At 59.0% G+C, this 15,301-nt stretch carries 16 protein-coding genes; 1 reads left to right on the forward strand and 15 read right to left on the reverse strand.

Going from position 1 to position 15,301, the window contains the following annotated elements:
* Positions 1-34 precede the first annotated feature (34 nt).
* The 4 genes from HPT27_RS02560 to HPT27_RS02575 all read right to left on the reverse strand — a co-directional run bounded on the left by HPT27_RS02560 (position 35) and on the right by HPT27_RS02575 (position 3,201).
* On the reverse strand, positions 35-538 hold the full coding sequence (locus tag HPT27_RS02560) for a 2'-5' RNA ligase family protein (protein WP_172238508.1): 504 nt from the start codon (positions 536-538) through the stop codon (positions 35-37).
* A gap of 49 nt (positions 539-587) precedes the next feature.
* The gene (locus tag HPT27_RS02565; RefSeq protein WP_172238511.1) at positions 588-1,007 is read right to left on the reverse strand and encodes a hypothetical protein; all 420 of its coding nucleotides are present in this window, start codon (positions 1,005-1,007) and stop codon (positions 588-590) included.
* Between the two features lie 43 nt (positions 1,008-1,050).
* Positions 1,051-1,458 (reverse strand): DUF6970 domain-containing protein, encoded by a 408-nt coding sequence (locus HPT27_RS02570; protein WP_172238514.1) that lies wholly within the window; start codon positions 1,456-1,458, stop codon positions 1,051-1,053.
* Positions 1,459-1,686: 228 nt separating this feature from the next.
* A complete protein-coding gene (locus HPT27_RS02575; RefSeq protein WP_172238517.1) occupies positions 1,687-3,201 on the reverse strand; it encodes an amidohydrolase family protein in 1,515 nt (504 codons plus the stop codon).
* Between the two features lie 183 nt (positions 3,202-3,384).
* On the opposite strand from HPT27_RS02575, the gene HPT27_RS02580 reads away from it, so the two are divergent.
* Complete coding sequence (locus HPT27_RS02580; RefSeq protein WP_172238519.1) at positions 3,385-5,439, forward strand: tetratricopeptide repeat protein; 2,055 nt, start codon at positions 3,385-3,387, stop codon at positions 5,437-5,439.
* Positions 5,440-5,480: 41 nt separating this feature from the next.
* Here the strand turns inward: HPT27_RS02580 and HPT27_RS02585 are convergent, their stop codons facing one another.
* From HPT27_RS02585 to HPT27_RS02635, 11 genes are all read right to left on the reverse strand, one after another.
* Positions 5,481-6,842 carry an MORN repeat-containing protein gene (locus tag HPT27_RS02585; RefSeq protein ID WP_172238522.1) on the reverse strand — a complete coding sequence of 454 codons (1,362 nt, stop codon included), beginning with the start codon at positions 6,840-6,842 and terminating at the stop codon, positions 5,481-5,483.
* A gap of 243 nt (positions 6,843-7,085) precedes the next feature.
* On the reverse strand, positions 7,086-7,394 hold the full coding sequence (locus tag HPT27_RS02590) for an EthD family reductase (protein WP_172238525.1): 309 nt from the start codon (positions 7,392-7,394) through the stop codon (positions 7,086-7,088).
* A gap of 73 nt (positions 7,395-7,467) precedes the next feature.
* Complete coding sequence (locus HPT27_RS02595) at positions 7,468-7,833, reverse strand: low molecular weight protein tyrosine phosphatase family protein (protein WP_172238528.1); 366 nt, start codon at positions 7,831-7,833, stop codon at positions 7,468-7,470.
* 21 nt (positions 7,834-7,854) lie between these two features.
* The gene (locus tag HPT27_RS02600; RefSeq protein ID WP_172238531.1) at positions 7,855-8,058 is read right to left on the reverse strand and encodes a hypothetical protein; all 204 of its coding nucleotides are present in this window, start codon (positions 8,056-8,058) and stop codon (positions 7,855-7,857) included.
* A 34-nt stretch (positions 8,059-8,092) separates the two neighbouring features.
* Entirely contained in the window at positions 8,093-8,644 is a 552-nt protein-coding gene (locus HPT27_RS02605; protein WP_211197822.1) for an NADPH-dependent FMN reductase, read from the reverse strand.
* Between the two features lie 15 nt (positions 8,645-8,659).
* Positions 8,660-9,994 (reverse strand): Xaa-Pro dipeptidase, encoded by a 1,335-nt coding sequence (locus tag HPT27_RS02610; RefSeq protein ID WP_211197823.1) that lies wholly within the window; start codon positions 9,992-9,994, stop codon positions 8,660-8,662.
* A gap of 143 nt (positions 9,995-10,137) precedes the next feature.
* Positions 10,138-11,286, reverse strand: coding sequence for a GGDEF domain-containing protein (locus HPT27_RS02615; protein ID WP_172238534.1), 1,149 nt, complete (start codon positions 11,284-11,286; stop codon positions 10,138-10,140).
* 480 nt (positions 11,287-11,766) lie between these two features.
* Positions 11,767-12,132, reverse strand: a complete 366-nt coding sequence (locus HPT27_RS02620; protein WP_172238537.1) for a SpoIIAA family protein — start codon at positions 12,130-12,132, stop codon at positions 11,767-11,769.
* A gap of 275 nt (positions 12,133-12,407) precedes the next feature.
* The gene (locus HPT27_RS02625) at positions 12,408-12,710 is read right to left on the reverse strand and encodes a DUF6980 family protein (protein ID WP_172238540.1); all 303 of its coding nucleotides are present in this window, start codon (positions 12,708-12,710) and stop codon (positions 12,408-12,410) included.
* 84 nt (positions 12,711-12,794) lie between these two features.
* On the reverse strand, positions 12,795-13,601 hold the full coding sequence (locus tag HPT27_RS02630; protein ID WP_172238543.1) for an NYN domain-containing protein: 807 nt from the start codon (positions 13,599-13,601) through the stop codon (positions 12,795-12,797).
* A gap of 268 nt (positions 13,602-13,869) precedes the next feature.
* Positions 13,870-15,279 (reverse strand): short-chain fatty acid transporter, encoded by a 1,410-nt coding sequence (locus tag HPT27_RS02635; RefSeq protein WP_172238546.1) that lies wholly within the window; start codon positions 15,277-15,279, stop codon positions 13,870-13,872.
* Positions 15,280-15,301 lie beyond the last annotated feature (22 nt).

The following is a 15,301-nucleotide window of genomic DNA, read 5'->3' on the forward strand; positions in this document are numbered from 1 at the left end:
CCCGCATTCAGCTTGCTTGCTGCTGGCGCGGTAGTCAGGTCAGCTGACTGAGCAATTGCCAGGGCGCGGTACCACGCTGCTCGATCCAGGATATCGTCGAGAACCGGATGGTGAACGGTGTCGTCAGCGCGGTGGCGGTCGCCAGGCTGTTGCCCGGCGCTTTGGGATTGCGTGGATGAGCCAGCGTGATGTGCGGTGACTGCAGGCGAATGGCTTCGGTGCCAAGCAAGTACTGGCGCAGCGTATGAAAATCCCGCTCATCGCCGATGCTGGGCAAGCGGATGCCGTGCTCATAAAACACTTCGGCTGGGCCGAACTGTAATTGCAGCGCCCTGATCGGACAGCGGGCTATGCGCGCGCGCAGTTCCGACTCTGTGCAGGCACCGAGCTCGTCTTCGCGGCACAGCGTCACGTGCGCGGCAATGAGCCGACTCTGCACCGGGTCCAGCACCCGACGCAGCGCCTCCAGCTCCACTGCCACGACATCGGGCACAAACAAGGTCAATTGCCGACGCACAATCGGCGCAGTCAGGTTCATACTGCGATCTCTGTTGCGAGCTTTGCTGCGTGCTGCCTGTCAGCACTTTTCATTGCGGTTCTTCGGCAACCAGGTAAGCGGCAAACTGCGCGCGCACAAACGCGCCCACTTCAACATCGTTTTGCCACTTGCGTAGCTCGGCCCCCAGGTGCCACGGCGCATGCTGAATACCAAAATACTGATTGAGTAAGTGGTATTGCGTGGCTGCAGGCTGTTTGCTCAAAGCTACCAAAAACGCTTGGGGGCAGTTTAGAAATGTATCTTCATTAACGCCGGACAGCCATTCTTGCGGATCAACTCCGGTAATCAGTCCAGAACTGGACAACTGAAACAGTTTATCTAACGCATCCGGCGATGCACAGTTAGCCGATTTGTCCGAAACTTTGCTGATGGCCTCATATTGAGGATCAGATGTTGGCTCGTCTGCAACCGCGCCGGCGAAAAGGAAAAACAATAGGTAAGTGCTCATAACGCCTCTTTGGTTGGTTTATGTCACCTAACCTGTATTGAAATTATTGTTGTGACTTCGACAGTTGCGGCGGGTCCAACTGTTTAACCGACGATTTCGGATTCAGCCAGACCAGGCGTATCGGCGTGCCCGGGTCCGCCGGGAAGGGACACTGGCTATCGCCCTGACCGACAATACCGCCGGTCGGATGACAAAGCAGCTTGCCCTGTTCGTCGTAGAGCGGATTGTATTGATCACAGCAAGGCGAGATCACCAGATACGCTGGCTTGCCGTGATGCTGCAACTGCCAGATCGCAAACGCCCCGGCATGTTCCGGCAGCGCTTCGTCCGCGGTTATTTTCTGTTGTAACCAGGCCGGGGTTTCACTGCGTGAAACGGGCTCCTGACTATGGGCAAGCACCGGAAGCAACGCTGCACTGCCGGCTATCAGTATCTTGAGAATGGTTTGCATGACGGCGCTCCCTGTGCCTGCAGAACTTGCGGACCTGCATCTCAGACCGGCGATTCGGGCCTGCGTTCAAGATTGCAGTCCGCATCATAGCGGATCACGCCTTTGTCACGGCTTTATCTCGTCCGGCACGAGCGTGGGCAGACACGGTTCGGCCGTTTGTTCAAACGACGACGGACCCGCCTGCAGCGGATCCGTCGTACGGGACACATTTTGCTCGACAAGCGATGCTCAGTTCGCCGCCAGCGATTCGCGGGCCAGCGGGTTGCCGTGCAGGATGACGGTTTCGATTTGCGCCCAGGCGTCAGCCGTTTGCAACGGGTTGCTGGCCAGCAGCAGCAGGTTGGCGATCTTGCCCTGCTCGACCGTGCCGTAGTCGCCGTCGAGACCGAACTGGCGGGCGTTGTTGAGCGTACCGGCGCGGAAGGCGGCGTCAAGCGGAATGCCAGCGTTGATCAGCGCGCGCAGTTCCTGATAGCTGTTGTAGCCCGGCTGGTTGGCGTAAACCGGTGCCGACGGCGTGTCGCTGGCCAGCAGCAGCGGCTGGCCGATGCTATGCAGGTAGCGGGTAACGCGCGCACCTTGCTGGTAAATTTTTTCATAGACTGCGGCCAGCTCGGCATCACTGCCGTCACCGAAATCTGCGCGCAATTCCTGCTGGAAGAATTTGCCATCTGCGCTGCGATAAAAATCCAGCACCGCTGGCGGGGTGATTTTGCTCAGTACCGGATCACTGAGCGTGGCCGGCACAAACAGATCGCGCAGTCCAGCGACCACACGCAGCGTCGGTTGAAAGCCAATATGCTTTTGTTGCACTTGCTGCATCAGCGCAGCAATCTCACTCGGCAAACCGTCGGCGCTGCTGAGTTTGCCCCAGCTCCAGAGGCCGTGTGCCAACACATCCACGTCGGCCGTAACAGCGATCTGCTGCATGTCATAGGCATTGGCATGGGCGACGACCAGCAGACCGGCTTGATGGGCCGCAGCGCGCACCCGCGCCATCGTTTTCGGTTTCAACAGCGGCATGTGATGCGCTTCACCAAAACCATCCTCGATGAAGATCTTGATGCAGCGGGCACCGCTGGCAGCAATGCGCGCCACCACCGCTTCCGGCGTGTGCTGGGCCGGGTCGACGCCGGCCGGAATCGGATCCGGGTTTTCCGGCTCGTAAATGAATTCCGGAAGGATGCTGTGTACTTCGTTGCCCGCGACAATGCGTGGATAGCCGTTCAGCACCGAAGCGGCGCCGCACCGGAATAGATCCGGTTTTTGCGGCTGGGCCTTGAAAGCCGCGATGCCGTCTTCAAAGCCGGCCGGATCGAGCAACTGGGTCACGCCGAAGTAGAGATAGCTGCGCGGTTGCTGGCGCTGATAATCACTCACCAAACGGTCGAGCCCCGGCGACTGCACGCCAAACGGCAGCCCAGCCGGAATGCTGACGTGGACGTGGCTGTCCATCAGGCCGGGGGTCAGAAACTTGCCGGCACCGTTCAGGCGGCGGGTGCCGGCTGGCGCGGTAATGGCGTGGTCGGCGATGGCACTGATGCGACCGTTTTCGATGCGGACCCAGCGGCCGGGCTGCGGCGCGGCCAGCTCGGGCGAGACAATGGTGACGTTTTCGATCAGCAGATTGGCGCCGGCGGCGCTTTCGGCCGCGTGGCTGCTGTTGCTGGCGAACACCGCCGCGGCGAGCGCGCCGGCGGCATGAAGGGCCAGCAACGTGCGGCGAAAAGTGGTTTTGTTCATGGCGGGTACTCAAGTGGAAACCGGGAGTCGCAGTGTCGTCGGCGCGCCATGTGGAATGCCTGAAGACGCCGAAAGGCTTTCCTGAAGATTTTCTGAAGGCTGTAGAATCAAGCGCTTAGGCAGGCCCGATGACCGGGCCGACTGCCTTTTTCAGGGACAACACCGCTTGATGGACCACCGCCCTTGATCGATCAAACACCGCTTCCGCTGCGGCCGGACCGCTGGCAGCTCGGCGACTGGCTGGTCGAGCCGGCGCGCAATGTCCTGCGCGATGCCGACGGCAACGAGCGGACGCTGGAACCGCGGGTCATGGCGGTGCTGGAATTGCTGCTCGCGAAAGCCGCCAGCGGCGCCGAGCCGGTCAGCGATGACACCTTGCTGGCTCAGGTCTGGCCCGGGGTCGCGGTCAGCGACGCCTCGGTCTATCAGGCCATCGCCCAGCTGCGCAAAGCGCTCGGCGACAGCGGTAAGCCCTATCGCTATGTCGGTCGGGTGTCCGGCAAGGGTTATTACCTGATGCAGCCGGCGCAGGCGCTGGCCGGCAGCACCGGCAGCTTCAGCGGCGACTTCAGTAACAACGTCAACAACACCACCAGCAGCATCAGCACTGCGACACCAAGCCAACCGCCAGCGTCGCCCGTGCTCGACAAGCGCACCGATACCGCCGCAATCGCGCCGGCGCTGCCGCGCAGCAAACGCTACTGGCCCTTGCTCGCAGCCATCCTCGCACTGACCGGCGCGCTTGGCTGGCTGGTGCTCACGCACGCGCCCACGCCAGCGAACCCGCCAGCGAACCAGCCCACCGCGATCACGGCGACTACCACAGCACCCAACCCAACTGGCGCCAACCCTGAAACGGTCGTGATAGCCAATAACGGAATGAACAACAGTGGGATGAGCAACAGCGATGCTCACGCCGATTCACCGGGCTGGGATGATTATCTGCAGGGTCGCTGGCTGTGGAATCAGCGCAAACCCGAGCAGCTGAACGAAGCGGCCAGCTATTTTCGCGCCGCACTGGCCAAAGATCCGAATCTGGCGCTGGCGTCGGTCGGCCTTTGCGATGTCTTCCATTTTCAACATCTGTACGGCGACTGGCCACTGAGCAAAGTGCTGGCGCAGTGCGAACCGCTGCTGCGCGATGCCTTGCAACGCGAGCCCGAGCTGGGAGCGGCGCTGGCCAGTTTCGGTTTGCTGAAACTGACCCAAGGCGAGCTTGATGCGGCGGCCACCTTTCTTGAGCGGGCGCTGACGCGCGAGCCCGACAACGCCATGGCCTGGCTCTGGAGTGGCCAGATCCTGCAGCGTCGCGGCGATGTCGCCGGCGCTACCGAGCGCATGCGTCGTGCCGCAGAACTCGACCCGCTGTCCGCCATTGTCAAACGCAGCCAAAGTCATCTGCTGATGAATACCGGTGACTTCATCGGTGCGCAACAGGCGTTCGAGGAAGCGCTGCTGCTGGAACCGGATTACGCCGACCGCGCACTCGATGAAATCGAGATGCGGCCGTTGACGGTGGCGCGCGCCGTCGCCTTTATTCAATGGGCGAAACGTTTTCCGGACCGCAGCGCCGCCAACCAAGCCGAGCGCGGTGTCGGCGTGCAAACCAATCTGGCGATGGTCTACCTCGCACTGCGCGATTTGCCACAGGCCGACGCGGCGCTCCAGCAAGCCGAAGCCGTTGCCCCACAGCATCCGTATGTGCAGCTGACGCGCGCCGTCTGGTGGCGCGCCAAAGGCAACCCCAAGCAGGCATTAGCCGTGCTGCAACGGCGCGCGGAGCAATCGGCACAGAATCCGTTCTACCGGCAAGTCGCCATGCTGCAACAGGCCGAAGTCGATGGCCAGGACGTCGCCCGGGCCCGCTTCGAGCAAGCATTTCCCGACTACCAAACGGCGATCACGCCGCCATTGCAACTCAGCCAGTTGCGCACCCTGATCAGTTGGCTGTGGTTGGCGCCGACGTCAAAGCGGCATCAGCTGCAACCGGCAATGCAGACGTTTCTGGCAACGTCGGCGTTGCCGTTTCGCATGAAGCTGCAATTGCGTTTGCTGGTCGGCGAGCAACAGGCGGTTGGTCGGGAATGGCTGGCGCTGCTACAAAACGGTGAACTGCCGTCGCCAGCCGATGAGTATTTTTTGCCGGAAGATCATCCACTCTGGCGCGGGATGGATCCGGAAATTTTCCGGCAACTGCAGCAGAACCGCGCCCAGGCCTTGCAGCAGCTGCGCCAGTAAAGGCAGGCGCGGCAGCTGCTTGCAGTAAAGTCCTTCGGGCGCTAATTCCAGGCGCGGCAGAAATCCGAGTCGGAACCGGCACACAATTCGCTGACAATCGCATGTGGCATGCTGGCGTCCTCGATCAGACATTGGTCTTTGTAGCGACTGACGTTTTCGTTTAGCGCATCGGCCTGGCGGTTGTGACGCTCCACCCAATTGTGATGCTGTCGCTGACGGGCATTCAGATCGCCTGCGCCACTGCCATCGCCGCCCACCGAAACGGCAGCATTGTGCAGCGAGATCAGCCAGGTCAATGCGGTCTCATCATCATCGATGGCTTCGCCATCGGCCTCGAGTTCCTGTGATTGTTTTTCCAGCCGCTCGGAAAAGCGAATGCAGCTGACAAATTCATCACGGGTGAATGTCGCATTGGCTTCAGCCTCTTGTTCGGCTTGCTCCTGCGCTTCGTTGGCAGCGGCCAGATCCCGCAGCGCCCGCAAATCCATGGCGTTCAATGGCGCAACACTGTTATCCAGTTCCGCGAGCAAAATGGTCCAGTCTTGCTCACCCTGAAACACGGGTGTGTCAACGGCCAGAGTACCGGGACAGACAAACGCATAGTTGTCACGAATATCGCTGATGTCCTCGCAACTGATCTCCCAGTTGCCCGTTGACAGGTTGAACGTGCGCAGAAATTTGGCCTCGTTGTCGAGCGTTACCGCCGGCAGCGAAACGTTCAGCCGACTGCCCGACCGCGCCAGCGTGCCATGCAGCCGTGCGGAGGTATCGACAATCTGGCCATCGCTGTTGAAGCTGACCGGATCGGTAATCGTCAGCGTGCCGCCGAGCCATGTATTGGTATACATCACGGTGGCGTTCCTGGCTTCAGCCGCATCAAATTGACCGCTGATGATGCGCGCGCGATAGCCGGAGCCCGGCGGCGGATAGTAAGTCCAGGTCACCTGACCGTGCATGTTGTCATACAGAAATTCACCGTCCTGCAGCTGAGTCTGCCGCCAGCCACCGTTGCCGTCCGGTATTTCACGAATCGATTTGCCGGGGCCGGTCTGCTCACTGCGAACAAAATTGCCGGTGGCCTGCACGCGCGCATAAAGCTTGCCTTCTGCGTCCATCAAGTCACGTTTCAGCTCGCCGGCTCCTTCGAGATAACCGTTCTTGAACACGCCGCGGTATTCGCTGTGCCGCAGGCCAATCAGATCATCGCTGTCGGGTTTCAGGTAGCGTGAATCAAACGTCAACGTGCCTTTGCCCGCAATAAAGCTGCCGGCGGTACACGGCAAGCTCCAGCTGGCGCTGGTGACGCGATAACGGGAATAGGTGTAGAACTTACACCCCTTGTCGGTCTGCGCCAGTTCGGTGGTGTCAGTGCTCGCTGCGCTGACGCAGGTTGGCACCAACACGGTCAGCATCGTCAGCCAAAGCAAAGCCGAAATACTGCCTTTCTTGCCGCAGGGCTTTTTAAAGCAGAGCTTCTTGCATGAAGGTTTCTTGCAACTGGTTTTTTTGCAAAAGGGTTGCTGGTAAAAGGGCTTCTTGCGCATGCGCAGACTCCAAGGACAGGACTGATGGCTTCTCGTTTTACCGCCCAGTCCCTGGGCCGTGCATTCAAGTTTGCTCAAGCGGCGCCAAAAGGCAAGCCGCCTTTACACCAATTCGCCAAATTGCAGCCGTGGCGTCAGGTTGGTGTAGTTTTTGACATCGGCGAGTATGGTGCCGCCATGTTGGGCCAGACCCTTGGCCAAGCCGTCCATCGTTTCAAAATAGATCGTGCCGACCGCGAGGTACGCCGGTGCGCTGCCATCACTCATCGCCAGACCGCGCTCGACTTCGAAGCGGATGGCACCAAACGGTTTCATCAGTGCCAGCACCATCGGAAAGTGCTGGTTTTTGTAATAGTCAAAATCAAAGCTGGCGGCCGCCTGCTGCGAATAGAACGCCGATACCCGAATCATGGTCTTGTCCTGTCGTCGTTAAGTTAAGTTAAGTTAAGTTGAGGTGAGTTGAATTGAGTTCAGTGGGAAGTATTCAGTCTTGTTCCATCACGCCGCGCCGAATCGCGGCAGCACCGGTGCGCAGAAACGGTCCGGCTTTTCGTTCCAGCAATTGCACCAGCTCCGGTTGCATGAACGCGTAGTCGTCAGGAATATCCAGACAGATCACCTGCTTGTCTTTCAGCTGACGGGGGTATTTGCTGGCGAGCTTGCGTCGGTGCGCCTTCTCCATTACAAAAATAACGGTCGCCCAAGCCAGCTGCTCGGTCGACAGCAGCACTTCGGCATCGGCACTGATGCCGGCGGAATCGGTCTCGACGCCGGGCCAGCCGGCAAACACCTGCTCGGCCGTCGGACTGCGCAGCCGGTTTTGGCTGCAGATAAAAAGCGCACGCTTCATCAATTCGGGGCCAACGCTCGATTACAGCCGGATGAAATAGGGTATGGCCATCAGTACGATGCTGATCAGCACCAGCGCCGTCACGCTCGACAGGAAGTACGGCAACACCATCAGGCCAATGCCACAAAACAGTGGCACCAGCTTTTTCTGCTTTTTGCCGTACAGAAAAAAACCGATGCCGATACCACTGAACAGTACGCCCCAGAGCAAAAGTCCCGCGTCCATCTGCTGTGTCCTTGAAAAATCGTGGCTGCCGAGGCTAGCCGTTATCCGTTTGCCGGAATTCCTGCACAGCGTGCTGCAGAGCAAGCAATGAGGTGCGGATGGCAGTCGACATCGCCGGGTCGCGACCAATACCGTGTTCGTCGAGGCCTGAACCCCTGATTGGCAATTCCAGATCAGCGGCGGCAACGAGCCGACCCGACATCACGGCAATGACTTCCCGTAACGCCGTTAGCGCGTAAGTCGAGCGTGGTGAGGCGTTGAACAGCGCCACCGGCTTGTTGACAAAGGCGTCGCCACCGACCAGCCAATCCAGCGCGTTTTTCATGACGCCAGAAATGCCGTGCGCATATTCCGGACTGGCAATGATCAAGGCATCGGCCGTTGCAACCGCCTCGGTCAACGCAGCGACCGGCGGCGGCCAAGTCGCCTCAAGATCCGGATTGAACAGCGGCAAATCACCGATGCCGGCAAAGAGCCTGACGCTAATGCCCGGCGGTGCCAGCCGCACCGTTGACCGCAGCAATGCGGAGTTGAGCGAGGCGCTGCGCAAGCTGCCTGACAGCGCCAGTATCTTCAGCTCAGACACGCGAAGGCATCCGGTTCATTTCGCCACATTGTTTTTGTACACAGCGCCAGCTTTCATGACAAATTGAACATTTTCCAGCAACGTGATGTCAGCCAAGGGGTCGCCGCTGACGGCGATGATGTCGGCCCATTTGCCGGCATCGAGCGCGCCGGTCTGGTCGGCCCAGCCAAGCAGATCAGCGGCGTTGACGGTCGCGCTCTGGATGGCCTGCGCGGGGGTCATGCCCATCTGCACATACATCGCGAACTGGCGGGCATTGAGGCCGTGCGGATAGACCGCCGCGTCGGTGCCGAACGCAATCTTGACGCCGGCCTTGATCGCGTTCGACATGTTCTTGAAGCTGACCGCCGCCACCGCTTTTTCTTTCTTCAGGTAAAACTCCGGCAAGCCGATTTTGTCGGCGTTGTCGAGCAACCAGGTGTTCAGATAGATCGTCGGCACCATGTACGTGCCGTTTTTCTTCAGCGTCGCGATGCCTTTGGCATCGATGTAGCTGCCGTGCTCGATCGAATCGACACCGGCTTCGCTGGCCAGAATGATGCCGTCACCGCCGTGGGCATGCGCCGCCACCTTGCGGCCAAGCCGATGGGCATCGGCAACCAGCGCTTTCATTTCGTCAAAGGTGTACTGCGAGGCTTCCGGGTCATCGCCTTTGCTGAGCACACCGCCGGTCGCGCAGAACTTGATCACGCTGGCGCCGTACTTGATCACTTCGCGCACTTTCTTTTGCACGCCTTCGACGCCATCGGCAATGCCGTCAGCCTGGGCATGCGCCTCGTAAGGTTGCAGATTGTTGTCGCAGTGGCCGCCGGTGATGCCGAGCGCAGCGCCGCTGGCGATCATGTGCGGGCCCGGTACGTCGCCGGCATCGATGGCATCGCGCAGTGCGACATCGGCATACGCCGGGGCGCCGACATCACGCACCGAGGTGAAGCCGGCCAGCAACGTGATGCGGGCATTCTTGGCGCCAGTCAGCGCCGCCCGCGGCGTACTGATACCCAGCTCTTCATAACCAAATTTCGGTTCACCGGTCAGATGGGTGTGGGCATCGATCAAGCCCGGCAGCACGGTGGCGTTGGACAAATCGATGACGGTATCGCCGGGTTTGCCATCCTGGTGCGCACCGACGCTGACAATCTGCTCGCCTTCGATCACGATGGTCTGATTGCTGCGCAGCTTGCCAGTGTGGGCATCAAATAATTTACCGGCCTGGATGAGCGTTCGAGTTGCGGGTGCGCTATCGGTTTCTGCGGCCAGTGCCGGGTGGCTGCAGAGCGCAGCCATTAAACTCAAAGACAGACTCGAAAGCAGGCTCAAACAAATGCCGTGGGCACCGTGGGTAGTCGTCATGTCGCCTCCGTTGCTGCGGCGTGTCCCGCAGGTGATGACTCAAGCTTGCCGGCGCCGCGTTCGCACGCAACCGCAGGTCTCGGTTACTGGATGGATAGTCGGTTACTGGACGGGATCTCGTTAAACGGTCTTGGTACAAGCGCTCAGGCTTTTTTCTGACTATACATCGCCGCGTCGGCGGCGTGCAGGGCGGCTTCCGGTTCACCGCCAACGTCCAGATAGGAGGTACCGACCGAAAACCGGATGCGCGGCCCGCGCCGGTGGTGCCGGCTCAGCTGCTGGCGGGTGGTGTTGATGCGGTCCTGCAGGGCCTCGGGTGTCACACCCGGCGCCACGACAACAAATTCGTCACCGGCATAGCGAATGATGTGATCGGTCGGCCGGAAGCTGTGCTGCAGCGCGCTGGCAAAATCTTTCAGGCAGTCATCGCCGATCTGGTGGCCGTATTCGTCGTTGATCTGCTTGAAATTGTCGAGATCAAAAAACACGATGCTGGCGCCGGTGTCGCGCGCCGACGCCAGCACCTGTCGCAGCGTCCGGCGATTGCCGAGCCCGGTCAGCGCGTCGCTGTCGACCAGCGTCTGCAATTCTTCTTTGACGGACAGCAGATGGCTGCAGGTCTGGGTCAGTTCCTGCTGAATGGTGCGATACAGCGCCAGCACGCAGCCCAACGCAATGACCCATTCGGCTGCCGAATCGAACGACGAATGCGCCGCCAGATAAATCCGCACCGGGTCGCCGCCGCCATCCGGCATCTGGTTGGACAGCACATACGCGGCGGTTTCGACCAGCGCCAGCGTTGCCCGCGCCGCAAAACCCACGGCAATCCAGGCCAGCGCGGTAATCCGGTGCCGCAATGCCAGCCAAGCGCCATAGCCGAGCCCGATGGCAATGACCGACGCCTGCACCGTCCCGAGCCAGTCAATGTTCGGAATCAGCACCGCGCCGGCGAAACCCAGCCCCGCACTGACCAGCACCGCCTGCCGCGGGTTCAGCCGCCAACGCCGAGTCGGCAGGAATTGCCGGGTGCCCAGCAACAGCAGCAGGACAAACAGGGTTTTGCAAAACACATACAGGAACAACACCACGGCAAACCACAGCCGTGTTTGCGGTTGCCACAGCCAATACAGCACCGCCACGGCCAACGCCGCCAGATTCATCAACCAGGCCTGCACCCATGGCCGCAGCTCAACACGCCGGGTGGACAGCGCCAGCGTGATGAAAAAGAGCGCAATCATCAGATCCGAACTGACCTGAACGATGGTGCTCCAGCGCCACAACAACAACTCCATCTGCCCGTCCCGTTGCGAGGTACAACCCGGCTATCAGATTAGTCCAGCAATCGGCGACGCGACGGCAGCTGGCGGGAAAGTGGGTCGGGTGTTGGATTTGGGTAGGTGAGTGTGCGGACCGACATGATGGGGATTGAGAGCCCCCTCTCCCCTAACCCCTCCCCCGCGAGTGGGGAGGGGAACAAAGCCACGCCGAATACGCTGATCCGATTGAAGCCCCTCGCCGCTTGTCACTCGTAGCGCAAGGCGGAATTTTGCAAAGCAACGCTTCGTTCCGCCTTAACGCCATGAGCTGGCGACTGGCTTGGGGGTGTAGCGGGGTTGGGTAGAAGAGGAATCCGCCATGATTTGTTCCCCTCCCCCCTCGCGGGGGAGGGGCTAGGGGAGAGGGGGGAATTTCGCAGTGAAGCTATGTCTTCGCAGCACCGCCATTCAAACACCAACCATGCGCCTAACCAGCACCAAAGAAACCAAACCCATTCAATCCACCTTGATCCACCGCACCGCTTCGGCCAGTTCCGCATTCGGGAAAATCTGCACCGGACACGGCAAGGCAAAACCAAACAAGCGAATGGCGCCACCCATCCAGTCCAGATCAGTAACAATCGCGAGCTTTTCCCAGGCCCGAAAATGCGCCACACCCAGACGCAAATCGTCCCACAACGCACCGGAAGTAAAACCGGTAAACGCCGGTCCCAACTGATACAACACCCAGACCCGGCCATACGCCGCCAATTTGGCCTCAATCGCCGGAATGATCACCGACTCATACTCATCGGCCGTGACCTCGCCGCTAGCGGCAATGCCAACGACATGATCCGGCAGGTTGGTTAATAGCTCGATCATCGCCCGCGCTCCGCTTGTCCGTGGCAGTCAAGCTAAAGATAGTTGGCAAAGGCGCGGATCGCGAATGGGTGCCTTTGCAGCACGCCTCAAATTGCTACATAGGCATGGAACATGACGTAGGTTGGACTGAGCTTTGCGAAGCCCAGCATTTCCGTTTGGACTGACCAAAAGATGTTGGGCTTATCAACCCAACATACCGCGCTGCGGCGGCAAATACGTCAACGTTCCAAGTCGTAAACGCGATTAATCGATGCGACGCGAACTTCGGCGAATGATTATGCGCGATACCAATCGCCACTTTGATACTTTTTTGGAATGTCTTGTTCAGATGGATTGTCGTAACCAATGCGTTCCAACTCATCAAACCAGCGATCCCTCTTTGACTCTGGCAGGTGCGCCCCGCACCATGGACAAAATGAAATTGCTATTTTTGCCGTTCCGCCATCGTGGACAACCAGACCGTATTCATCGAACTTTTCGACGTATATGACCAAGCTATCAGGGCACTCGTATGGATCTGCATGGATCGCGCACTTGAACTCCACCGCATCCTTCATTTGAACACAACAATGATTCATCTTCGCATTCTTTGCTTGAGTAAATGGTTGAATATTTCAAGCTCATAGGCACGAACGCGCGCAGCGTAATCGCACCTACAAGATCTATTTTGCGCGAAGGTGCAAAACCTTCTGACTTGATCCTGGGGCTTGCCGCTCTTCCGTTATAAAGAGGTCTGTTTTTGCCTTTACAAGGTCGGACAGCTTTTTGTATCCATATAACCTAGAGTCAAAGTCAGGTTGAAGCTTGGTAAGATAGCTTCCAAAGGTTCCAAGATGCGCCCATCCAGCATCGTCAATAGATTGCTCTAATGCAGTTAGGACGAATTGTTTTGGAAACTCAAGCTTTGGCTCTGGAGTTTCGGTTGTTGCCTGAGGTAATGATTGCTTTTGTCCGGCCTCCACTCTTACTGGCACACTGGCAGACTCTGTTGTCACTTCAGGGCGGAGCACTTCAGTAAACACAAATTTGTGGCAGGCATTGCGAAATGCCTCTGGTGTCTTCTTTTCACCAAATCCAAGAACTGTCAGCCCTTCTTCACGCAGCCGCATTGCAAGGCCAGTAAAGTCACTGTCACTGGTGATAAGGCAGAAACCGTCGAACTTGCGCGTATACAACAGGTCCATCGCATCGATAATTAGCGTGCTATCTGTGGAATTTTTTCCAGTCGTGTAGGCAAACTGTTGAACCGGCTTGATCGCGTATCGCTGCAACACTTTCTTCCAGGAAGAGCTTGTTGGCGCCGTGAAATCTCCATAAATGCGCTTGACAGTTGCCTCTCCGAATCTTGCTATTTCCGCAAGCAATCCTTCGATGACAGCAGCCTGTGCATTGTCCGCATCTATAAGAACCGCCAATCGAAGTGTCGGCTCTTCGGATTCGATTTTTGCGACGAGTCGTGGAGATAGCAAGATGCCTCCTGTTTATTAACTCTGATTCGGCACCAAGTTGTGCGCGCTAAAACTGGGGCAGATCTGAAATGTCCTATCGGCCAATCGCACACTAACGAGCTTACAGGTACGAATCCCCGTAGCGGTTTCATACGAATGATGCCTACAAGTTCTCGAAGCACTGCACGGCGCCAACCAACAGAGCTTGTAGGTACGAACCCGCGTAGCGGTTTCGTACGAATGACATTTACATGCGTCCGAAACGCTGCGCGGTTCGGACCTACGTCAATTACGGCAACAGCGGCGGCACATACGTCAGCGTTCCGGCCAGCAGCCAGAGCAAGCCTAACACCAGCGGCAAGTGAACAAAAAGCTGCAGTGCAGTAAAGCCGACGATGTCGCGGGCTTTCAAACCGACCACGCCAAGCAGCGGCAGCATCCAGAATGGGTTGATCAGGTTGGGCAGCGCTTCGGCGGCGTTGTAGATCTGCACGGCCCAGCCGAGATGCACTTTCAATTCAATGGCGGCTTGCATCACATACGGCGCTTCGATCAGCCATTTGCCGCCGCCGGAAGGGATGAACCAGCCGAGTATCGCGGAATAGGCGCCCATCAAAAGCGGATAGGTCTCCGTGCTGGCGATGGTGACAAACGCGGTGGCAACCCGGCTGGACAGGCTGATGCCGTCACTGCCGGCAGCGCTGGTGAGCACGGCGGCGAGTCCGGCGAACAACGGGTACTGGATCAGCACACCGCCCATGATCGGCACGGCGCGTGTCACGGCAGCAACAAACCGTTGCGGCCGACCATGCAGGGCCATGCCGGTCATCAGAAACAGAAAGTTGTAGGTGTTCAGGCCGGACAGCGCCAGCAGCGGATCTTTTTGCTGAAATTCCTGCAGCAACCAGCCGGCACCGAGCAGCACCACGAATACGATCAACAGCGGCGAATGCTCCAGCCACTCACCGGGGCGGGACGGTGCCGTTTGCACGACCGCTGGCTCGCTGATATCAATGCCGAGTTGCTGCGCCGTGGTGGCGCTGCTGCCGGTCGGTGCCGACCACCACGCCACCAGCATCGATACCAGCAACAAAACAGCGGTCAGCAGCAAGGACTGCCAGAGAAAAATGGTTTGCGAAAACGGAATCACGCCGGTGATGGCAAGCAGCGGTGCCGGCAGACTGCTGGCATTGGCCTGCAACTGCGCAGCTGACGATGACAAACCCATCGCCCAGGTTGCACCCAAACCGAGATAGCCCGCCGCAGCGGCAGCGCGATAATCCATTTGCAAGGCTTCACGTCGCGCCAAGGCCCGCACCAGCAGGCCGCTGAAAATCAAGCTGAGCGCCCAATTGAGCAGAGAGCTCAACATGCTGACGCTGGCGATCAGGGCAATGGCGCTGCGACCGCTGCCGGGTTGCGCGGCAATGGTATTGATCAAACGCGTGACCGGCGGCGACACCGCCACCACGTAACCGCTGATCGCCACCATCACCATTTGCATCGTGAACGGGATCAGCGACCAGAAACCGTCACCAAACGCTTTGCTGATCGCCAACACCGGCGCGCCATTGGCGAACGCCGCCAACACAACGATGAGCAGCGCCAGAATCGCGAAGACAAACGCATCGGGAAACCAGCGCTCGGCCCAGTGGGTAAAACGCAGCGCAGTGCGTTGCAGTAGTGAGCTATCGGACATGGTTTGGTCCTTGTTCTTGTTG

The organism is Permianibacter fluminis (assembly GCF_013179735.1).
Taxonomy (GTDB): Bacteria; Pseudomonadota; Gammaproteobacteria; order Enterobacterales; family Permianibacteraceae; genus Permianibacter; species Permianibacter fluminis.